This is a genomic window from Streptomyces afghaniensis (assembly GCF_044327915.1).
In the GTDB taxonomy this organism is placed as follows: domain Bacteria; phylum Actinomycetota; class Actinomycetes; order Streptomycetales; family Streptomycetaceae; genus Streptomyces; species Streptomyces afghaniensis.
The window spans coordinates 512,037-532,250 of the sequence record NZ_JBIRGJ010000007.1 but is presented as its reverse complement, the minus strand read 5'-3'; the positions used below and the strand labels follow the sequence as shown (position 1 = coordinate 532,250).

General features: G+C 72.1%; 17 protein-coding genes. 7 read left to right on the top strand and 10 right to left on the bottom strand.

The window, feature by feature from the left end:
- Window positions 1-246 precede the first annotated feature (246 nt).
- Both ACH4G3_RS28200 and ACH4G3_RS28195 read left to right on the top strand, forming a co-directional pair.
- Window positions 247-1,098 carry a peptidoglycan recognition protein family protein gene (locus ACH4G3_RS28200; RefSeq protein WP_397627246.1) on the top strand — a complete coding sequence of 284 codons (852 nt, stop codon included), beginning with the start codon at window positions 247-249 and terminating at the stop codon, window positions 1,096-1,098.
- A complete protein-coding gene (locus tag ACH4G3_RS28195) occupies window positions 1,095-1,304 on the top strand; it encodes a hypothetical protein (RefSeq protein ID WP_397627129.1) in 210 nt (69 codons plus the stop codon). The genes ACH4G3_RS28200 and ACH4G3_RS28195 overlap by 4 nt, the downstream gene beginning before the upstream one ends.
- 1 nt (window position 1,305) lies before the next feature.
- Here ACH4G3_RS28195 and ACH4G3_RS28190 read toward each other — a convergent pair whose 3' ends face one another.
- From ACH4G3_RS28190 to ACH4G3_RS28155, 8 genes are all read right to left on the bottom strand, one after another.
- Entirely contained in the window at window positions 1,306-1,824 is a 519-nt protein-coding gene (locus tag ACH4G3_RS28190; RefSeq protein WP_397627245.1) for a DUF4240 domain-containing protein, read from the bottom strand.
- A gap of 56 nt (window positions 1,825-1,880) precedes the next feature.
- Window positions 1,881-2,867 (bottom strand): helix-turn-helix transcriptional regulator, encoded by a 987-nt coding sequence (locus ACH4G3_RS28185; RefSeq protein WP_397627128.1) that lies wholly within the window; start codon window positions 2,865-2,867, stop codon window positions 1,881-1,883.
- A 59-nt stretch (window positions 2,868-2,926) separates the two neighbouring features.
- Window positions 2,927-5,629 (bottom strand): pyruvate dehydrogenase (acetyl-transferring), homodimeric type, encoded by a 2,703-nt coding sequence (aceE, locus tag ACH4G3_RS28180; RefSeq protein WP_397627127.1) that lies wholly within the window; start codon window positions 5,627-5,629, stop codon window positions 2,927-2,929.
- A 267-nt stretch (window positions 5,630-5,896) separates the two neighbouring features.
- The gene (locus tag ACH4G3_RS28175; protein WP_397627126.1) at window positions 5,897-6,520 is read right to left on the bottom strand and encodes a GntR family transcriptional regulator; all 624 of its coding nucleotides are present in this window, start codon (window positions 6,518-6,520) and stop codon (window positions 5,897-5,899) included.
- 259 nt (window positions 6,521-6,779) lie between these two features.
- Window positions 6,780-8,576 (bottom strand): 2-oxoglutarate dehydrogenase, E2 component, dihydrolipoamide succinyltransferase, encoded by a 1,797-nt coding sequence (sucB, locus tag ACH4G3_RS28170; RefSeq protein WP_397627125.1) that lies wholly within the window; start codon window positions 8,574-8,576, stop codon window positions 6,780-6,782.
- A gap of 63 nt (window positions 8,577-8,639) precedes the next feature.
- A complete protein-coding gene (gene lpdA, locus ACH4G3_RS28165; protein ID WP_397621347.1) occupies window positions 8,640-10,028 on the bottom strand; it encodes a dihydrolipoyl dehydrogenase in 1,389 nt (462 codons plus the stop codon).
- Between the two features lie 260 nt (window positions 10,029-10,288).
- Window positions 10,289-11,815, bottom strand: a complete 1,527-nt coding sequence (locus ACH4G3_RS28160; protein WP_397627124.1) for a leucyl aminopeptidase — start codon at window positions 11,813-11,815, stop codon at window positions 10,289-10,291.
- Between the two features lie 164 nt (window positions 11,816-11,979).
- A complete protein-coding gene (locus ACH4G3_RS28155; protein ID WP_397627123.1) occupies window positions 11,980-12,105 on the bottom strand; it encodes a hypothetical protein in 126 nt (41 codons plus the stop codon).
- A gap of 56 nt (window positions 12,106-12,161) precedes the next feature.
- Here ACH4G3_RS28155 and ACH4G3_RS28150 point away from each other — a divergent pair, with 56 nt between their 5' ends.
- The 5 genes from ACH4G3_RS28150 (at window position 12,162) to ACH4G3_RS28130 (ending at window position 18,754) form a co-directional block, all read left to right on the top strand.
- Window positions 12,162-14,195, top strand: a complete 2,034-nt coding sequence (locus tag ACH4G3_RS28150) for a hypothetical protein (protein ID WP_397627122.1) — start codon at window positions 12,162-12,164, stop codon at window positions 14,193-14,195.
- A gap of 101 nt (window positions 14,196-14,296) precedes the next feature.
- A complete protein-coding gene (pelF, locus tag ACH4G3_RS28145) occupies window positions 14,297-15,820 on the top strand; it encodes a GT4 family glycosyltransferase PelF (RefSeq protein WP_397627121.1) in 1,524 nt (507 codons plus the stop codon).
- The gene (locus ACH4G3_RS28140) at window positions 15,817-17,325 is read left to right on the top strand and encodes a hypothetical protein (protein WP_397627120.1); all 1,509 of its coding nucleotides are present in this window, start codon (window positions 15,817-15,819) and stop codon (window positions 17,323-17,325) included. The genes pelF and ACH4G3_RS28140 overlap by 4 nt, the downstream gene beginning before the upstream one ends.
- The gene (locus tag ACH4G3_RS28135) at window positions 17,322-17,981 is read left to right on the top strand and encodes a spherulation-specific family 4 protein (protein WP_397627119.1); all 660 of its coding nucleotides are present in this window, start codon (window positions 17,322-17,324) and stop codon (window positions 17,979-17,981) included. The genes ACH4G3_RS28140 and ACH4G3_RS28135 overlap by 4 nt, the downstream gene beginning before the upstream one ends.
- A complete protein-coding gene (locus ACH4G3_RS28130) occupies window positions 17,978-18,754 on the top strand; it encodes an endo alpha-1,4 polygalactosaminidase (RefSeq protein WP_397627118.1) in 777 nt (258 codons plus the stop codon). The genes ACH4G3_RS28135 and ACH4G3_RS28130 overlap by 4 nt, the downstream gene beginning before the upstream one ends.
- Here the strand turns inward: ACH4G3_RS28130 and ACH4G3_RS28125 are convergent.
- Window positions 18,714-19,319, bottom strand: coding sequence for a hypothetical protein (locus ACH4G3_RS28125; protein ID WP_397627117.1), 606 nt, complete (start codon window positions 19,317-19,319; stop codon window positions 18,714-18,716). The genes ACH4G3_RS28130 and ACH4G3_RS28125 overlap by 41 nt on opposite strands.
- 108 nt (window positions 19,320-19,427) lie before the next feature.
- A complete protein-coding gene (locus ACH4G3_RS28120; protein ID WP_397627116.1) occupies window positions 19,428-20,210 on the bottom strand; it encodes an adenosylcobinamide-GDP ribazoletransferase in 783 nt (260 codons plus the stop codon).
- Window positions 20,211-20,214 lie beyond the last annotated feature (4 nt).

Below are 20,214 nucleotides of genomic sequence, written 5' to 3'. Positions count from 1 at the left end.
CTGTCGGAACCCTTTAATACGCGGGGGGAGGGCCCGGTGATCAGTCACACGCGCGCCGATGATCAGAACCGGCCACGCGCGCGTGCACTCGGAAAAACGCCGCGGACCGTGACGATGGTTCCACCGGGTGGCACATCACACATCGCGGACGGACCGGATCAGGCCGACAGTGGGTCCATGCGTGTCTTCCGAAGACGGCGGGGCACGCGCAGGCACCGCACCGCCGGGACACCCGGCGCAGCCGGTATGCCGCGCGCGGCCCGGGTGCTGCTCGGCTGCCTGCCGGGCGTGGCCGCCGTCGCGGCGCTGGTGCTGTGCGCCCACGGCGTCGAGAACGCCGCCGAGACCAGCGCCCGCCCGGCCACGCACCGCCCCGCCGCCACGCCCTACGCCGCACCCCGCCCGCACATCGTGCCGAGATCGCAGTGGCTGGGCGACGCCGCACGCAAGCAGCCCCGCCCGCGCTACGACGACCGGGTCGCCGCCGTCTTCGTCCACCACACCGACTCGCCCAACGGCTACGACTGCGCCGACGCGCCCCGCATCCTCCGGGACCTGTACACCGGCCAGACCGGCACCCGCGACTGGGACGACATCGGCTACAACTTCGTCGTCGACCGCTGCGGCACCGTCTACGAGGGCCGCGCCGGCGGCATCGAGCGGGCCGTCACCGGCGCCCACACCCAGGGCTTCAACCACCGCACCACCGGCATCGCCGCACTCGGCACCTTCACCGCGGGCATGCCCGTACCCCGGGCGATGATCCGCGCCATCGCCGCGCTGTCCGCCTGGAAGCTGGGCCTGACCGGCACAGACCCGCGATCGCGCGTCCGCCTGGTCTCCAGCAACGGCCTGAGCCGGTACGCGGCAGGCACCACCGCCGAGCTGCCCGCCCTCGCCGGCCACAACGACGGCTACATGACCAGCTGCCCGGGCGCCGCCCTGCACGCCAGGCTGCCGGAGATCAGACAGCTGGCCGCCCGGTTGCAGGGCCGGCCGGCGGGTCCACAGGAAGGCCACAGCCGGCACGCAGCGTCCTCCGATCCCGGCGCCCTACCGTCGTCCCCACAGCGGGCCGACCGGAGGTGGGGATCATGAACAGCAGCCGTACGGAGGATCCGGCGCGCACCCGGCCGGGCGGCCCCTGGGCGGTGCTGTGCGCGGTCGCGACCGTCGTCCTGGGCCCGGCCGCGGCCACCGCGTCCGCCCTCGACCAGGCCAACGCCGCCCCGCTGCACGACGCGGGGGCGGGGGACCGGACGCACGCCCTCCCGTCCGACACGAGCCGCCGCCCCGTCGCCTGATTCAGCCCCTGAAGCGCTGCCACAGCCGGGGATAGCGCTCGGCGAGCAGGTCCTCGTTCTCGAAGTCCAGCGGGGTGCCCTCCGGTTCCGGGGGCGGGGGCGGGATCGCCAGGTCCGGGGCGACCGTGCCGGTGAGCTGCTCGTAGGCCTCGTCCGCCGCGTAGCCGAGCTCCTCGCCGTCGCCGTCGATCTCCTCGTCGAAGTCGCCCAGCAGATCGGCGAGCGAGTCCGGGTCGTGCACGGCGCCCTCGAAGACATGGCGGCCCTGGCCGATCAGCCAGCACCGGAAGAAGTCGAAGGCGTCGTCGCTCGCCCCGTCGAGCAGCACCCAGGCGGCGCCCCACAGGTCCCAGCGGTAGGCGCGGTTGTAGCGGGACTCGAAGTGCCGGGCGAAGTCCAGGACCGAGTCCGGGTCCTTCTGCGTGAGCCGCTCCACGAGCAGGTCGGCCTGCTCCTCCGGGTCGCCCTCGGCGGCCTCCCGGGTGTCGTCCACCAGCTCCCAGAACTCCGTCTCGTCCATCACGGGTCCAGCATCGGCCCTGGGGCACGGGGGCGCACCCGGAGTGCGCGGGATCGTTATACGCCGTCCCGGGGGTGGTACAGCCCGGCCAGCCGCAGCGCGTCCCCGGCGAACCGCTCGCGCAGGCTCTCCGGCGCCAGTACCTCCACCTCCGGGCCCAGCGCCGTCAGCTGGGTGTGGGCGACCTCCTCGGACTCCACCGGCAGGGCCACCGTCACCCAGCCGTCGCCGTCCGGGGCGTCGGCGCCCGCCAGGGCCTCGCGGGCGGACAGCGAGTCGAGGGCGTGCGGCAGTCCGCGTACACCGTCCGGGGACAGCCGCACCACGACCCGCGCCCGCAGGATGGAGCGCGCGAACTGCTCCGCCCGCTCCTCCCAGAAGGCCGGCAGATCGAACTCCGGCTCCCGCTCGAAGCGCTCCTCGCCCGGCTCCACCGCCGTGAACCGGTCGATCCGGTACACCCGGAAGGAGCCGCCCCCGGCCACCCGTGCGCACAGGTACCAGACGCCCGCCTTCAGCACGAGCCCGTACGGCTCCAGCTCCCGGACGACCTCGTCCTCGCCGCGCCGGTAGCGCGCGGTGATCCGCCGGTCGTCCCACACCGCGTCGGCGACCGCCGGCAGCAGCACGGGCGTCTCCGGCTCCCTGAACCAGTTCGGCGCGTCCAGATGGAACCGCTGCGCCGCCGTCCTCGACGCGTCCCGCAGGGAGGGCAGCAGAGCCGCGGACACCTTCAGCCGGGCCGCCGAGGCCGCGTCCTCCAGCCCCATCTCGCGCAGCGCCCCCGGCACCCCGGACAGGAACAGCGCCTCGGCCTCGCTGCGGTGCAGCCCGGTCAGCCGCGTACGGTACCCGCCGACCAGCCGGTACCCGCCGACGCGGCCCCGGTCCGCGTACACCGGCACACCCGCCTCCGACAGCGCCTGGGCGTCCCGGGTGACCGTCCGCTCGGACACCTCCAGCTCACGGGCGAGTTCGGCGGCCGTCATGGAGGGCCGGGACTGGAGCAGCAGCACCATCTTGATGAGCCGGGCAGCGCGCATGGACCACATGATGCAGCAGGAGGCCCCCGCAGCAGCGGGAGCCTCCTGCCGGACAGCCCTTACAGGCCGTACTTCGCGCGCGCTTCCTTCACGGCCGTCGCCTTGACCTCGCCGCGCTTGGCCAGCTGGGCCAGGGCCGCGACGACGATCGACTCGGCGTCGACGCCGAAGTGGCGGCGGGCCGCCTCACGGGTGTCCGAGAGGCCGAAGCCGTCGGCGCCCAGCGAGGACCAGTCCTGCTCGACCCACTGCGCGATCTGGTCCGGGACCTGGCGCATGTAGTCGGAGACCGCCAGCACCGGGCCTTCGGTGCCCTGGAGCGCCTGCCGGACGAACGGCACCCGCTCCTCACCGCGCAGCAGTGCCTCGTCGGCCTCCAGGGCGTCCCGGCGCAGCTCGCTCCAGGACGTCGCCGACCACACATCGGCCGCCACGCCCCACTCCTCGGCGAGCAACTGCTGCGCCCTGAGCGCCCAGTGGATCGCCGTACCGGAGCCGAGCAGCTGGATCCGCGGGGCGTTGGCCGGCGGCGTGATGCCCGCCGACTCCGCCGTGTTGAAGCGGTACAGGCCCTTGACGATGCCCTCGTCGATGCCGTCCACGGACGGCTTCGCGGGCTGCGGCAGCGGCTCGTTGTAGACGGTCAGGTAGTAGAAGACGTTCTGGTCCTCACCCGGGGCCGCCTCGCCGTACATCCGGCGCAGACCGTCCTTGACGATGACCGCGACCTCGTACGCGAACGCCGGGTCGTACGTCAGCGCCGCCGGGTTCGTCGCGGCGATGACGGGGGAGTGGCCGTCGGCGTGCTGGAGGCCCTCACCGGTCAGCGTCGTACGGCCCGCCGTGGCGCCGACGAGGAAGCCGCGGCCGAGCTGGTCGCCGAGCTGCCACATCTGGTCGGCCGTGCGCTGCCAGCCGAACATCGAGTAGAAGATGTAGAACGGGATCATCGTCTCGCCGTGCGTCGCGTACGACGTCGAAGCGGCGATGAAGTCGGCCATCGAACCGGCCTCGGTGATCCCCTCGTTGAGGATCTGGCCGTTCTTGGCCTCCTTGTAGTACATCAGCTGGTCGCGGTCGACCGGCTCGTACGTCTGGCCCTTGGGCGAGTAGATGCCCAGGGACGGGAAGAGGCTCTCCATGCCGAAGGTACGGGCCTCGTCGGGGACGATCGGCACCCAGCGCTTGCCGGTCTCCTTGTCGCGGACCAGGTCCTTGACCAGGCGGACGAACGCCATGGTGGTGGCCACGTTCTGCGAGCCGGAGCCCTTGTCGAAGGACGCGAACGCCTTGTCCGCCGGGGCGGGCAGCGGCGCGACCGGGTGCACGCGGCGGGCCGGGGCCGGACCGCCGAGGGCGGCACGGCGCTCCTGGAGGTAGCGGACCTCGGGGGAGTCGGCGCCCGGGTGGCCGTAGGGCACCACGCCGTCGACGAAGTCGCTGTCCTTGATCGGCAGGCCGAGCAGGTCGCGCATGTTCTTGAACTCGTCCACCGAGAGCTTCTTCATCTGGTGGTTGGCGTTCTTCGACGCGAAGCCCTCACCGAGGGTGTGGCCCTTGACCGTCTGGGCGAGGATCACGGTCGGCGCGCCCTTGTGCTCGACGGCCGCCTTGTACGCGGCGTACACCTTGCGGGACTCGTGACCACCGCGCGAGAAGTGGAAACACTCGAGGATCTTGTCGTCGCTCAGCAGCTTCGCCAGCTCCGCCAGCGCCGGGTCGGCGCCGAAGAAGTCCTGGCGGATGTAGGCCGCGTCGCGGGTCTGGTACGTCTGGATCTGCGCGTCCGGTACCTGGCGCAGACGGCGTACCAGCGCGCCCGTGGTGTCGAGCTGGAACAGCTCGTCCCAGGCCGTGCCCCACAGCGTCTTGATGACGTTCCAGCCGGCACCGCGGAACTGGGCTTCCAGCTCCTGCACGATCTTGAAGTTGGCGCGGACCGGGCCGTCGAGGCGCTGCAGGTTGCAGTTGATGACGAAGGTGAGGTTGTCCAGCTCCTCACGGGCCGCCAGCGCGAGGGCCGCCGTCGACTCGGGCTCGTCCATCTCGCCGTCACCGAGGAACGCCCACACGTGCGAGGCGGAGGTGTCCTTGATGCCGCGGTTGGTGAGGTAGCGGTTGAAACGCGCCTGGTAGATGGCGGAGAGCGGGCCCAGACCCATGGAGACGGTCGGGAACTCCCACAGCCAGGGCAGGCGGCGCGGGTGCGGGTAGGAGGGCAGGCCGTTGCCGCCCGCCTCGCGGCGGAAGTTGTCGAGCTGCTCCTCGGTCAGACGGCCGTCGAGGAACGCGCGGGCGTAGATGCCGGGGGAGGCGTGGCCCTGGATGTAGAGCTGGTCGCCGGAGCCGTCGGCCTCTTTGCCTTTGAAGAAGTGGTTGAAGCCGGTCTCGTAGAGCCAGGCCGCGGAGGCGAAGGTGGCGATGTGGCCGCCGACGCCGTACTTGCTGCCCCGGGTGACCATCGCGGCCGCGTTCCAGCGGTTCCACGCGGTGATCCGCTGCTCCATCGCCTCGTCACCGGGCACGGCCGGCTCGGCGGCGGTGGGGATGGAGTTGACGTAGTCCGTCTCCAGGAGCTTCGGCAGCGCGATGCCGGCGCCCTCGGCACGCTCCAGCGTGCGCCGCATCAGGTACGCGGCACGGTGCGGCCCGGCCGCCTCGGTCACCGCGTCCAGGGAGGCCTGCCATTCGGCGGTCTCCTCCGGGTCCCGGTCCGGGAGCTGGTCGAGCTCGCTCGGCTGGATGGCGTTGGGGTCGGTCATGTCGCCGCCTTCCTCAGTCGAAGGGGGTTCCCTCACGTAAGGGGATCGGGGGTGCCCTTTGTCTTTGGCAGGACAGGGCTGGAGCTTGGGTGGCAAGCCCGTCGGCGACTGTAACTCGCTGATCGATGATCGATCAAAGGGTTGAGGGGCAAAACCTCTTGATCACGAGAAAGTAGGCACGGGGTGCCTCCAGCGGTGGCACGCGGTGACGGCGTGGCTCTGGGTTTTCGCAGGTGGGAGGCGTTTGAGCGGGGGTGTGCTCGGGTGTCACGCCCGGGGCGCGCAGCCCAGGACGTGCGCCTTCACGAGCTCGGCGATCCGGGGGTCGCGGCGCTTGAAGGCGGCGACCAGCTCCTCGTGCTCCTCGGCGTACGACTGCTGCCGGGTGCCCAGCCAGCGGATCGACAGGGCCGTGAACACCTCGATGCCGAGGCCTTCCCAGGTGTGCAGCAGGACCGAGTTGCCCGCCGCGCGGACCAGTTCGCGGTGGAAGGCCACGGTGTGACGGACCTGGGCCGTGCCGTCGGACATGCGGTCGGCCTCGTAGAGGGCGCTGACATGGGGTTCCAGGGCCGAGCAGTCCTCGGCGAGGCCCTGGGCCGCCAGTTCCGCGGCGATGGCCTCCAGGCCGGCCCGGACCGGGTAGCTCTCTTCCAGGTCGGCGGCCGTCAGGTTCCTGACGCGGACGCCCTTGTTCGGGGCGGACTCGATCAGGCGCAGGGACTCCAGTTCGCGCAGCGCCTCACGGACCGGGGTCTGGCTGACTTCCAGCTCCGTGGCGATCCGGCGCTCGACGATCCGCTCACCCGGCTGCCAGCGTCCGCTGATGATGCCCTCCAGGATGTGCTCGCGGATCTGCTCGCGCAGCGAGTGGATGACGGGCGCGGTCATGAGGGCTCCTCAGTCGGGATTGACGTTTAGACAATACGGCCGGTTCGCTCCGCGGGTGGGGCGGGTGGGGGTGTCTTGGTGCAGGTGAGACGAGACTTACATGGGGGAGTCGGGTTGTCGTTCGGCTGACGGTTGTGGGGGGTTGCTCGCGCCCACGCGGCGGAGCCGCACATCGATACGGCCCCGCGCCCCTGAAAAACAGGCGGTGCCCCCGCCCGGGGATTTCCGGACAGGGGCACCGCTCAGCCGTGAAGGAAGGTCAGAGGCCGAGCTCGACCTCGAACTCGCCCGCCTCCAGGATGGCCTTGACCGCCGTCAGGTAGCGGGCGGCGTCGGCGCCGTCCACCAGGCGGTGGTCGTAGGACAGGGTCAGGTACGTCATGTCGCGGACGCCGATGACGGGGCCGTCCTCGGTGTCGATGACGGCAGGGCGCTTGACCGTGGCGCCGATGCCGAGGATGGCGACCTGGCCCGGCGGCACGATGATCGTGTCGAAGAGCGCGCCGCGCGACCCGGTGTTGGAGATGGTGAAGGTCGCGCCGGACAGCTCGTCCGGGGTGATCTTGTTGGCCCGCACCTTGCCCGCGAGCTCGGCCGTGGCCTTGGCGATACCGGCGAGGTTGAGGTCACCGGCGTTCTTGATGACCGGGGTCATCAGGCCCTTCTCGGAGTCCACCGCGATACCGATGTTCTCGGTGTCGAAGTAGGTGATGGTCCCCTCGGCCTCGTTGATCTTGGCGTTGATCGGCGCGTGCGCCTTCAGCGCCTGGGCCGCGGCCTTGACGAAGAACGGCATCGGGGAGAGCTTGACGCCCTCACGGGCCGAGAACGCGTCCTTGGCACGGGCGCGCAGCTTCATCAGGCGCGTGACGTCGACCTCGACGACCGAGGACAGCTGGGCCTGCTCGTGCAGGGCCTTGACCATGTTGTCGCCGATGACCTTGCGGATCCGCGGCATCTTGATGGTCTGGCCGCGCAGCGGGGACGCCTCCAGCGCGGGGGCCTTCTTCGCGGCAGCCGGAGCAGCCGCGGCCGGAGCCGGGGCAGCGGCGGCGGCCTTGGCGGCCTCGGCGGCGGCCATGACGTCCTGCTTGCGGATACGGCCGCCGACGCCGGTGCCCTTGACGGTGGACAGGTCGACGCCGTTCTCGGCGGCGAGCTTGCGCACCAGCGGGGTGACGTAGGCACCGTCGTCGGCCGGCTTGGCGGCGGCCGGAGCGGCCGGGGCCTGGGCCGGAGCCGGGGCGGGAGCAGGAGCGGCCGGGGCCGGCTCGGGAGCCGGGGTGACCTGCTGCTGCGGAGCCGGGGCGGACGGAGCCTGCGGGGCCGGGGCGGGCTGCGCCGGAGCCGGAGCAGCGGCCGGAGCCGGGGTGGGCTCGGGCTGGGCCGGGGCGGCCGGGGCCTCCTGCGCCGGGGCGGCGGCCGGAGCGGCACCCGCCACGCCGATGACGGCCAGCTTGGCGCCGACCTCGGCGGTCTCGTCCTCGCCGACCACGATCTCCAGCAGTGTGCCGGAGGTGGGGGCGGGGATCTCGGTGTCGACCTTGTCCGTCGACACCTCCAGCAGCGGCTCGTCGGCCTCGACGCTGTCACCGACCGACTTCAGCCAGCGGGTGACGGTGCCCTCGGTGACGGACTCGCCGAGCGCGGGCAGGACGACGTCCGTGCCCTCGGCGGACCCGCCGCCGGCAGCGGCGTCGGCGGTGGGAGCGGGCGCCGGGGCGGCCTGCTCGGTGGACGGGGCGGCCGGGGCCGGCTCGGGGGCGGGCTCGGCGACCTGCTCGGCCTGCGGGGCCGGGGCGGCGGCGGGCGCGCCGCTGCCGTCGTCGATCAGGGCCAGCTCGGCGCCGACCTCGACCGTCTCGTCCTCGGCGACCTTGATGGAGGACAGCACGCCGGACGCGGGGGAGGGGATCTCGGTGTCGACCTTGTCGGTGGAGACCTCGAGCAGCGGCTCGTCGGCCTCGACGCGCTCACCCTCGGCCTTCAGCCAGCGGGTGACAGTGCCCTCGGTGACGCTCTCGCCGAGCGCCGGAAGGGTTACGGAAACCGCCATGGTTTCGGTTGCTCCTTACGGAAAGTGCGGAAGTCTGTGTCGTCGCGTTCGTCGACCGAGGGGTCAGTCGTGCGCGTGGAGGGGCTTGCCGGCCAGGGCCAGGTGGGCCTCGCCGAGCGCCTCGTTCTGCGTCGGGTGGGCGTGGATGAGCTGTGCGACCTCGGCGGGCAGCGCCTCCCAGTTGTAGATCAGCTGGGCTTCGCCGACCTGCTCGCCCATGCGGTCGCCGACCATGTGGACGCCGACGACGGCACCGTCCTTGACCTGGACGAGCTTGATCTCGCCCGCGGTGTTCAGGATCTTGCTCCTGCCGTTGCCCGCGAGGTTGTACTTCAGAGCGACGACCTTGTCCGCGCCGTAGATCTCCTTGGCCTTGGCCTCGGTGATGCCGACGGAGGCGACCTCCGGGTGGCAGTACGTCACCCGCGGGACACCGTCGTAGTCGATCGGGACGGTCTTCAGACCGGCCAGGCGCTCCGCCACCAGGATGCCCTCGGCGAAGCCGACGTGCGCGAGCTGGAGGGTCGGGACGAGGTCACCGACGGCGGAGATGGTCGGGACGTTGGTGCGCATGTACTCGTCGACCAGGACGTAGCCGCGGTCCATCGCGACGCCCTGCTCCTCGTAGCCCAGGCCCTGGGAGACCGGGCCGCGGCCGATGGCGACGAGCAGGACCTCGGCCTCGAACTGCTTGCCGTCGGCGAGGGTGACCTTGACACCGTCCTGGGTGTACTCGGCCTTCTCGAAGAAGGTGCCCAGGTTGAACTTGATGCCGCGCTTGCGGAAGGCGCGCTCCAGCAGCTTGGAGGAGTTCTCGTCCTCGACCGGGACGAGGTGCTTCAGGCCCTCGACGATGGTGACGTCGGTGCCGAAGGACTTCCACGCGGAGGCGAACTCGACGCCGATGACACCGCCGCCGAGGATGATCGCGGACTTCGGCACACGGTCCAGGACGAGGGCGTGGTCCGAGGAGATGATCCGGTCGCCGTCGATCTCCAGGCCGGGCAGCGACTTCGGCACGGAGCCGGTGGCCAGCAGCACGTGGCGGCCCTGCACCCGCCGGCCGTTCACGTCGACAGAGGTGGGGGAGGAGAGACGGCCCTCACCCTCGATGTAGGTCACCTTGCGGGAGGCGACGAGCCCCTGGAGCCCCTTGTACAGGCCGGCGACCACGCCGTCCTTGTACTTGTGGACGCCGGCGATGTCGATGCCCTCGAGGGTGGCCTTCACACCGAACTGCTCGCTCTCGCGGGCCTGGTCGGCGATCTCACCCGCGTGCAGCAGGGCCTTGGTGGGGATGCATCCCCGGTGCAGGCAGGTGCCGCCGACCTTGTCCTTCTCGATCAGGGCGACGTCCAGGCCCAGCTGCGCCCCGCGCAGGGCCGCGGCGTAACCACCGCTGCCACCGCCGAGGATCACTAGGTCGAAAACGGTGCTGGCGTCGTTCGCCACGTCACGTCCTCCATGCATGTGCGCCGTACGCCGGTCTTCACTGACCGGCAGGCGGCTGGTGTCCGGCCGCTCGTTCTTCGGCCCTTCGGTGGGGCCCTGTCCTGCCGAGCCCCATCTTCGCACTTGTCAGCACAGAAGGAGACGCCGGGCTGCTGTGTGAGACGCCCCACGTTCAGACAGGGGCGCGGGGAACTGCGCGAACAGCCCCCACGCCCCCGCACTCGCCACACGACCGGCGAGACCGAGCTCTCAGGCGGAACTCAGCCCAGATCACCCGCGGCCGTCAGTTCGGCCAGCCGCACCAACGTCCGCACACCACTGCCCGTGCCGCCCTTCGGCGTGTAACCGAACGGCCCGCCCTCGTTGAAGGCCGGGCCCGCGATGTCGAGGTGCGCCCAGGTGATCCCCTCGCCCACGAACTCGCGCAGGAACAGTCCGGCTACCAGCCCGCCGCCCATCCGCTCACCCATGTTCGCGATGTCGGCCGTGGGGGAGTCCATCCCCTTGCGCAGGTGTTCCGGCAGCGGCATCGGCCACGCCGGCTCCCCGACCTCCTGCGCCGCCTCGTACAGCGCCGTACGGAAGGAGTCGTCGTTGCCCATGATCCCGAACGTCCGGTTCCCCAGCGCCAGCACCATCGCCCCGGTCAGCGTCGCGACGTCCACGATCGCGTCCGGCTTCTCCTGGGACGCCGCCCACAGGGCGTCGGCCAGCACCAGCCGGCCCTCCGCGTCGGTGTTGAGCACCTCCACGGTCTTGCCGCTGTACATCCGCAGCACGTCACCCGGACGGGTCGCGGACCCGGAGGGCATGTTCTCGGCCAGCGCCAGCCAGCCGGTGACGTTGACCTCCAGCCCCAGCCGGGCGGCCGCCACGACCGCGGCGAACACCGCGGCCGCGCCGCTCATGTCGCACTTCATCGTCTCGTTGTGACCGGCCGGCTTCAGCGAGATGCCGCCCGAGTCGTACGTGATGCCCTTGCCGACGAAGGCGAGGTGCTTCTTCGCCTTGGAGGACGTGTACGACAGCTTCACCAGGCGCGGACCCGCCGCCGAGCCGGCCCCGACGCCGAGGATGCCGCCGTAGCCGCCCTTCTCCAGGGCCTTCACGTCGAGCACCTGCACCTTGATGCCGTGCTCCTTGGCCGCCGCCTGCGCGATCGCGGCGAACGACTCGGGGTTCAGGTCGTTCGGCGGGGTGTTGACCAGGTCGCGGGCGCGGTTGAGCTCCTCGGACACGGCGACGGCACGCTCGATCGCGGCCTTGTACGCCTTGTCGCGGGGCTTGCCGCCGAGCAGGGCGACCTCGGCGAGGGGGGCCTTGCCGTTCTTCGCCTTGGGGTCCTTGCCGTTCTCCTTGTAGGCGTCGAAGGAGTACGCGCCGAGCAGCGCGCCCTCCCCGATCGCGCCGGCGTCGGCGGCGTCCGTCAGGGGCAGGGCGAAGGCGGCCTTCTTGGACCCGGTCAGGGCGCGGGCGGCGATGCCGGCGGCCTTGCGCAGGGCCTCGGTGTCGTAGCCGGCGTCCTTCTCGGGCACCGCGCCCAGGCCCACCGCCAGCACGAGCGGTGCCTTGAAGCCGGACGGCGCCGGCAGCTTCGTCACCTCGCCCTCGGCGCCGGAGGCGCCGAGGGTCTCCAGAACGCCGGCGAGCCTGCCGTCGTACGCCTTGTCCACGGCCTCGGCGCCCGGTGCGACGACCGGCCCCTTGGCACCCTTGGCGACACCGATCACGATGGCGTCGGCCCGCAGACCGGGCGCCGCGGCGGTGCTGAGAGTGAGAGCAGTCACGGTAGTGAAATCTCGCTTCCGATGTGAAGTTTCTGTGGTCGAACGGTGTGGGTCGACCGGGCCCGACAGCCGACCCTATTCCGACCTCAGGGTTCGGGTATCACGGGGCCTTCCCCGGTGCGGCGAACACTCGACGACGAGACTACGCGCGTGGCCGTGTTCGCTCATTCCTGCGGGCGTTCACCTGACGGTGGCGTAGTGGCCATTTCTTGATCCTCCATGTCGGTGAACTGAGTCACACTCGTCGTGATCCGGTGAGCGCCCTGCTCACCGCTTTGCATGATTTCCACGGATCCTCCTCTGTTCGACCGCAAGGGGATCTCTGGGATCTTCTGGGGGAGGAACCATGGCGCAGCGTGCGCGCGGATGGAGAAGCACGGCCGCCGCGGTGACGGTGACCGGCATGATCACGGCCGGGGCGATGGCACCCGGGGCGGCGGCCGCGGAGGGACCCCGCATCGATCTGAAGGTGCTGGTGGTGGACAACGGCGACAGCCCCGTCCGGGCCGTCACCGCCCAGCTGAGAAGCACGGGCATCCCGTACACGACCGTCGACCTGAACGACGCCGGCCGCCCGAAGATCACCGAGTCGTTCCTGAGCGACACGGTCAACGGCAGCCCCCGCGCCAAGTACCAGGGCGTCGTCCTGCCGAACGAGTCCCCGTTCGGCGCGGGCTCCGCCGAGCAGACCGCCCTGGAGACCTACGAGCGGACGTACGGCATCCCGCAGGTCGACGCCTACACCTGGGCGCATCCGGAGGTCGGCCTCGACTACACCAGCGAGGGTGGCTGGGCGGGCACTCTTGACGGGCGCGAGGCATCCGTCACCGCGGCCGGAAAGGCGGGCTGGTTCGGCTACCTCGACGGCGCCTTCAGGTTCGAGGACAACTCGGCTGCCGTCCAGGAGAGTTACGGCTACGTGGCCCGGCCCCGCGCCGGCTTCACCAGCTACGTCGACATCCCCGTGCCCGGCGGCAGCGGCCGCGGCAGCCTCGTCGGCGAGTACGCCCACGACGGACGCCGCGAACTCGTCGTGACCTTCGCCTACAACGGCAACCAGCAGCAGTTCCGGCTGCTGGCCCGGGGCATCGTCGAATGGCTCACCCAGGGCGTGCACCTCGGGCAGACCCGCAACTCCTTCGCGGTGCACGTCGACGACGTGTTCGCCCCGGACAGCCGGTGGGACACCGAGCGCAACTGCACCCCGGGCGACTTCGACTGCGCGGGCGGCGACGGCGAGGGCACCACGCCGATCCGCATGACCGCCGACGACGCCGCCCACGCCGCCCAGTGGCAGCGCGAGCACGGCTTCACCATGGACATGGTCTACAACGCGGGCTCGGGCGAGGAGTGGAAGACCGAGCACGGCGGCACCGACGCCCTGACCGACCGGCTGCTCGCCGACAAGGCCCAGTACCGCTGGGTCAACCACACCTACACACACCCCTTCCTCGGCTGCGTGCAGGACACCTCCACCGTGCCGTGGAGCTGCGCGAAGAACGCCGACGGCTCGACCAAGTACATGAGCCGCGCCGAGATCGCCGCGCAGATCCGCGACAACCACGCCTGGGCGGTGAACAAGGGCCTTCCCGTCGACCGCACGGAACTGGTCACCGGTGAGCACTCGGGCCTGAAGACCCTGCCCCAGCAGCCCGCCGACAACCCGAACCTGGCCGGCGCCCTCGCCGACACCGGCGTCAAGTGGGTCGCCTCGGACAACTCCCGCGAGCCCGAGCAGCGCGCGATCGGCAACGCCCTCACCGTCCCGCGCCACCCGATGAACGTGTACTACAACGTGGGCACGGCGGCCGAGATGGCCGACGAGTACAACTGGGTCTACACCTCGCGGGCCGACGGCGGGAGCGGCGTCTGCGAGGACAACCCCTCCTCGACCTGCCTCGACGAGCCGCTCGACCCCGCCACCGGCTACGCCGAGCACATCGTCCCGCAGGAGGCGCGCACCGCCCTCGGACACGTCCTCGCCGGCGACCCCCGGCCGCACTACGCGCACCAGTCCAACCTGGCAGAGGACCGGCTGCTCTACCCGGTCATGGAGAAGGTGCTGGACGACTACCGGGCGCTGTTCGCCGACAACACCCCACTGGAGAACCCCCGGCACAGCGCCATCGGCACCGAGGTGCAGCGCCGCGCCGCCTGGCAGACGGCCTTGGCCGACGGCCGTGTCACGGCGTACCGCACCGGCAACACGGTCACGGTCACGGCACCGTCCGGAACGCAGATCCCGGTGACGGCACCGGAGGGCACGAAGAAGCAACTCCTGCTGAGCACGACCGACTTCGGCACCCCGTACGCGGGATCCCGCTCGGCCTGGACGACCCCGGCAGCACTCCAGTCGGCTCTCACCTTGAAGCTGCCCTAAAGGGGCGCGGGGAACTGCGCGACCAGCCCACACGAGACCCGCACTCGGCACCCGGGCAGCAGTTCCCCGCACCACATCCGCAACACAGGGGGAAACACCGCATGAGGCGAACAGGCCGTCATGTCACCATGCTCACGGAAGGCACCTACCCGCACGTCCACGGCGGCGTCAGCACCTGGTGCGACCAGCTCGTCAAGGGCATGCCCGAGGTCGACTTCCACATCGTCTCGCTCACCGGCAACGGCCGCGAACCCGTCACCTGGGAACTGCCGCCCAACGTCTGCGCGCACACCTCGGTCCCCACCTGGGGCCCGCGCCCCGGCCGCACCAGAGCCCCGTACGGCAGGGCCCGCCGCCGCTTCACCGAGACCTACGAGCGCTTCCTGCTCTCCTTCCTCGACCCCGGCTCGCACGCCGACTTCGGCGAGTCCCTGACCGAGCTGGCCGAACTCGCCCGCGACGGACGCCTGCCGGCCGCGCTGCGCACCGAGTCGGCGCTGCGGTCGCTGATGTGGATATGGACCATGCCGCATCTGCCGACGGCCGCCGCCCGCCCCACCGTGCACGACGCGCTGACCGCGACCGACCTGCTGGAACACGCCCTGCGCCCGCTCGGCGTCCGTATCCCCGAGGACTCCGTCGCGCACGCCGTCAGCAGCGGCCTCGCGACCCTGCCGGCGCTCGCCGCCCGCCACCTGGACGGTGTGCCGTTCCTGCTCACCGAGCACGGCATCTACCTGCGCGAGCGCTATCTCGGCTACCGCCAGGGCGCCCAGCGCTGGCCCGTGAAGGCCTTCATGCTCGGCTTCTACCGCGAGCTCAACTCCCACGGCTACCGCGCCGCCGACCTGATCACGCCGTGCAACCAGTACAACCGCCGCTGGGAGGAGCGCGGCGGCGCCGACGCCGACAAGATCCGCACGGTCTACAACGGCGTCGACCCGGCCGCCTTCCCGCACGCCGGCCCCGAGCCCGAGGTGCCGACCCTGTCCTGGTGCGGCCGGATCGACCCCATCAAGGACCTGGAGACCCTGATCCGCGCCTACGCGATGGTGCGCGCCGAGATCCCGGCGACCCGGCTGAGGCTCTTCGGCCCGGTCCCGCCCGGCGGCGAGGCCTACCGCACCCGGCTGGAGAAGCTCGCCGCCGAACTGGGCGTCACCGACGGCCTGACCTTCGAGGGCCGCATCAGCGAGGTCTGGCGGGCCTACGCGGCCGGGCACCTCGTCATGCTGTCGTCGATCTCGGAGGGCTTCCCGTTCTCCATCATCGAGGCCATGTCGTGCGGCCGTACGACGGTGTCGACGGACGTCGGGGGAGTGCGCGAGGCCGTCGGCGACACGGGCCTGGTGGTGCCCCCGCGCGAGCCGGAGAAGATGGCCGCCGCCGCGCTGACCCTGCTCAAGGACGACGAACGGCGCCTCGAACTGGGCGCGTTGTCGCGCCAGCGCGTCATCGACCGGTTCACGCTGCGCCGCTCGGTGGACGCCTTCCGCACCATCTACAAGGAACTCGCGGGCGAGGACGAGGTGTACGAGCCGACGCTGGAGACCGTGGCCGACTGGACCCTGGAGCTGCGCGACCCCTGGTACGCGGCCGTCGCTACGGACGGGGCGGGCTGGTGAGCGGAAGCGTCTGGCTGCCCCCGGGCTCCCGCCCGGACACCCTCCCCGGCATTCCCCGGCAGCGCACCCCCAGCTGGGCCCGGCCCGACCCGGTCGACGAACTCGCCGTCCGCCTTGAGGACTTCATAGCCGCGGCCGTCCACCCGGACGAGATAGCCGCCCTGCTGGAGTCCGACGGCCTCTCCGACGACCAGATACGCCAGAGGTACGGGGTGAAGAACTCCTTCGCCCTCGCCGAGACCCTCTACGAACGCGTCGAGCGCCGCTACCCCGAGCCCGACGGCCCGGTCCACGACCCCTGGCGGATGGGCCTGCTGGGCTGCCTGCTGCGCGGTGTCGTCTTCGCCCTGCCCGGCCTCGCCTACGTGCTCGGCGCACCCCTGTTCACGGGCCCCGGCGACTACGGCCTCCCTGCGGGCACGGTCCCGCTCCTGGCCGGGGCACTGTGCGGCTGGACGTGGAACCAGGGGCTCGCCCACCGGGCGTACGCCTGGCTGGGGCTGGGCGACCGGATGGCCGCCCGGCGGGCCCTGCTGCTCGGCGCCCCGGCCGGCGCGCTGCTCGGTTCCCTGGTCGCCCTGGCCTTCGCGGGCGGCGCCGCCCGGACCGTGGTCGCCTTCGCCGCCGGGCAGTCCTGCTACCTGGCGGCGGCGACCGTCCTGCTGGTGATGGGCCGCGAACGGTTCCTGCTGGCCGCGCTCGCACCGATGGCGGCGGGCGCGGTCCTGTCCCTGGCCGACCCGCTGCCGGAGGCCGCGAGTCTGGCGCTGCTGCTCGGCTCCCTGGTGGCGGTCGCGGCGCTCGCGCTGCGGGAGGTGGCGCCCGCCCTGAAGGACGAGGCCGGCTGGATGGCGGGCCTCGTCGCCCTGCTCCCCTTCGGCGCGTTCGGCACCGCCCCCGCACACCTGCGCCCCGCCGGTCCCCGGCTCACGGGCTCCCTGCCCTACGCCCTGTTCGGACTCGGCACCGGCGTCCTCGTGCTGTACGCGGCGCTCGGCGACGGCCTCGCCGGCGAGGAGCCCAGCGCGGTCGCCGCGCCCGCCGCCGTGGCGCTCACCCTCAGCATGGGCCCCGCCGAGTGGCTGCTGTACCGCTTCCGCAGCGACAGCCTCGCCGGGCTGCGCTCCAGCGGCACCGCCCGGGACTTCCGGCGGACCACGGCCCTGACGGTCGTCCAGTGCCTGGCCGCCTATCTCGCGGTGCTGCTCGCGCTGAGCCTCGCCGTCTCCGCCCTGTGGCCGCACTCCCCGGTCCCGGGCGACGTCCGGCTGGCCGGGCTGCTCCTGCTGGGCGTGGTCCTGTGGACGGGCCTGCTGCTCCAGTCGTTCGGCGCGGTGACCGGCGCGACGGCGGTGTGCTGCGCCGCGGCCCTCGCCCAGACCCTGCTCCTCGTCACCCGCACCGGCGATCCGCACCTGGCCGGTGCTGCCGTCTGCGGCACGGCGGCCATCGTCCAGGCCGTCCTGGTGTGCGCCCTGCTGGGGAGGGCAACCGCCCACCGATGAGCACTCTCCTGGTCCCGTACTACGAGCACCCGTCCGCCCGCCCCGCCGAATGGGACGCGATCGTCGCGGCCGCGCCCCGCCTCTACGGGGTCGTCCTCAATCCGGCCAGCGGCCCCGGCGACCGCCCCGACGCGGCCTTCGCCGAGGTCGCCGCCCGGCTGAAGGGGGCGGGCGTCCGGGTGCTGGGGTACGCCGACACCGACTACGGCCGCCGCGCCGCCACGGACGTCGTCCGCGACCTCACCCGGCACCGCGACTGGTACGGCACCGACGGCGCCTTCCTCGACCAGGTCCCGTCCGGGCCCGAGCAGTTCGAGCACTACCAGCGGCTGGCCGTGGCCGCCTGGGGCGTCGGCTGCGGCACCCTCGTCCTCAACCACGGCACGGCACCGCACCCCTGCTACGCCCGCATCGCCGACGTCCTCGTCACCTTCGAGGGCACCTGGGCGTCCTACCGCGCCCTGCCTCCCCAGCCCCGGCCCCGCGACAGCGGGGTACGGCTGTGCCACCTGGTGTACGGCGTGCCGCCCGGCGCCGACCCCGAGGGCCTGGCGCGGGAGCGGGGCGCGGCGGTGCACTGCGCGGTGCCCGGAACCGGGGATCATCCTTGGGGCACACTGCCGTACCCCCTGCACAACCCGGAGAACGCCCCGTGAGACGCCCCCTGCTCGCCGTCCTGCTCGTCCTGCTCCTCGCGGGCTGCACCCAGGGCCCGGACGACAAGCCCGGTCCTCGCTGGCAGCCCCGCCCCGGCACGGCCTGGCAGTGGCAGCTCAGCGGCCGGCTGGACACCTCCGTCGACGTGCCGGTCTACGACATCGACGGCTTCGACCACTCCGAGGCCACCGTCGCCCGGCTGCACCGCGAGGACCGCAAGGTCATCTGTTATCTGTCCACCGGTGCCTGGGAGGAGTTCCGCCCGGACGCGAAGAAGTTCCCGAAGCCGGTGCTCGGCCGGGGCAACGGCTGGGAGGGCGAACGCTGGCTCGACATCCGCCGCACCGACGTCCTGGAGCCGATCATGGCGGCCCGCATGGACATGTGCCGCGACAAGGGCTTCGACGCGGTGGAGCCCGACAACATGGACGGCTACCGCAACGACACGGGCTTCCCGCTGACCGCCGCCGACCAGCTCCGCTACAACCGCCTCATCGCCCGCCTGGCCCACGACCGGGGTCTGGCCGTCGGCCTGAAGAACGACCTGGACCAGATCCCGGAACTGGTCGGCGACTTCGACTTCGCGGTCAACGAACAGTGCGCCCAGTACGACGAGTGCGGGGCCCTGAAGCCGTTCGTGGAGGCGGGCAAGGCCGTCTTCCACGTCGAGTACGAGGTGCCCACCGGCCGCTTCTGCGCCGAGTCCCGCCGCCTGAAACTGAGTTCACTGCTCAAGAAGTACGAACTAGGGGCGTGGCGACAGGCGTGCTGAGCCAGAGCCCCGTGACCGTCGTACCCGCCACCCAGTCGGCGAGGGACCGGCCGCCGGGGGAGAGGACCGGCAGCGCGTTCAGCAGGAACAGCACCACCGCGACCGCCCACACCAGCACCGACAGCACGACCTGACCCTCGACCAGCAGCACACAGGCCACCGCGTACACGGCGACGTCCGCTGCGGTGGTGACGGCGGCCCGCAGCGCCGCCCGGCGCGGCAGCCGCGGTGTGACCTTCAGCCCGGCCAGGCCCTTGCCGACCGTCCGCCCGGCCAGGGCCAGACACCCCCACTGGTAGAGGAACACGGTCAGCACCAGCAGCCCGAAGGCCTGCTCGACGTACAGCACCGACTTGTCCCACAGCGTCAGCCCCAGGTCCTGGGACGCGTCGAGCACGTCGCCGCGCGAGGTCAGCAGGTCCAGGCCGCTGCGGGTGGCGAGTTCGGGCACGTCGGTGACGAGCGCCGAGATCCGGTGGAAGGTGAGCACGGCGAGCGCCGAGACCAGCGCCACCACCAGTGCGAAGTCGACGGCCCAGGCCACGGCACGGCGCAGCTTCGGCATGAACGTCCCCCGATCGCTTGTGAGTTCCGGGGCAGGAAGCTAGCGGATGGGCGGCCCGGGCAGGAGGGGGACGGTGAGATCGTTTCAGCCCGGTGACAGAGGTCCGGCTCAGCCCAGCGCCAGAACGACCAGCGCCGTGGTCGCCGCCGTCTCGGCGAGGCCCCCGAACACGTCCCCGGTGATCCCGCCGAAGCGGCGCGTGCAGTGACGCAGGAGCGCTTCGGCGGCGGCCAGCGAAAGCAGGATCGCGAGCACGGTCCGGGCGATGTCGTACGGGCCGAAGGCGGCAGCGACCGCTGCCGCCACGCCCGTGACGGCGAGGCCGGCGAGCGCCGCCCCCCGTACCGGCACCACACCCGCCACCGCGGCCCCCAGCCCCTCCGGCCGCGCCGCCGGCACCCCGGTCCGGGCCGCCAGGGTCAGAGCCAGCCGGGCGACCGTCGCGGAGACGACGGCGGCACCCGCGCCCCGGGCCCAGGAGGCGTCGTACGCCTGGGCGAGCGCGGCGACCTGCGCGAGCAGGGCGAGGACGAGGGTGAGGACCCCGAACGGCCCGATGTCCGACTGCTTCATGATCCGCAGGGCGTCCTCGGCCGGCTTGCCGCTGCCCAGCCCGTCGGCGGTGTCCGCGAGCCCGTCGAGGTGCAGCCCCCGGGTCAGGACGGCGGGGACGGCGACGGTGGCCACGGCGGCGAGCAGTCCACCCGCACCGAGGAACAGCAGCACCAGCCCGGCGGCGGCGGCAGCGGCACCGACCGCGAGACCGGCCAGCGGAGCGCACAGCATGCCGCCGCGCGCGGCCTCCCGGTCCCATCGGGTCACCCGGACCGGGAACACCGTGAGGGTGCCGAAGGCGAAGCGGAGACCGTCGGGGGGCGAGATTCTGGGCACCGGC

Bases quoted from the DNA above. Each gene is read 5' to 3' on its own strand.
- sucB (WP_397627125.1), bottom strand. From the start codon at position 8,576: ATGGCGGTTTCCGTAACCCTTCCGGCGCTCGGCGAGAGCGTCACCGAG.
- pelF (WP_397627121.1), top strand. From the start codon at position 14,297: ATGAGGCGAACAGGCCGTCATGTCACCATGCTCACGGAAGGCACCTAC.
- ACH4G3_RS28125 (WP_397627117.1), bottom strand. From the start codon at position 19,319: ATGCCGAAGCTGCGCCGTGCCGTGGCCTGGGCCGTCGACTTCGCACTG.
- ACH4G3_RS28185 (WP_397627128.1), bottom strand. From the start codon at position 2,867: ATGCGCGCTGCCCGGCTCATCAAGATGGTGCTGCTGCTCCAGTCCCGG.
- ACH4G3_RS28195 (WP_397627129.1), top strand. From the start codon at position 1,095: ATGAACAGCAGCCGTACGGAGGATCCGGCGCGCACCCGGCCGGGCGGC.
- ACH4G3_RS28135 (WP_397627119.1), top strand. From the start codon at position 17,322: ATGAGCACTCTCCTGGTCCCGTACTACGAGCACCCGTCCGCCCGCCCC.
- aceE (WP_397627127.1), bottom strand. From the start codon at position 5,629: ATGACCGACCCCAACGCCATCCAGCCGAGCGAGCTCGACCAGCTCCCG.
- ACH4G3_RS28175 (WP_397627126.1), bottom strand. From the start codon at position 6,520: ATGACCGCGCCCGTCATCCACTCGCTGCGCGAGCAGATCCGCGAGCAC.
- ACH4G3_RS28190 (WP_397627245.1), bottom strand. From the start codon at position 1,824: ATGGACGAGACGGAGTTCTGGGAGCTGGTGGACGACACCCGGGAGGCC.
- ACH4G3_RS28200 (WP_397627246.1), top strand. From the start codon at position 247: ATGCCGCGCGCGGCCCGGGTGCTGCTCGGCTGCCTGCCGGGCGTGGCC.
- ACH4G3_RS28150 (WP_397627122.1), top strand. From the start codon at position 12,162: ATGGCGCAGCGTGCGCGCGGATGGAGAAGCACGGCCGCCGCGGTGACG.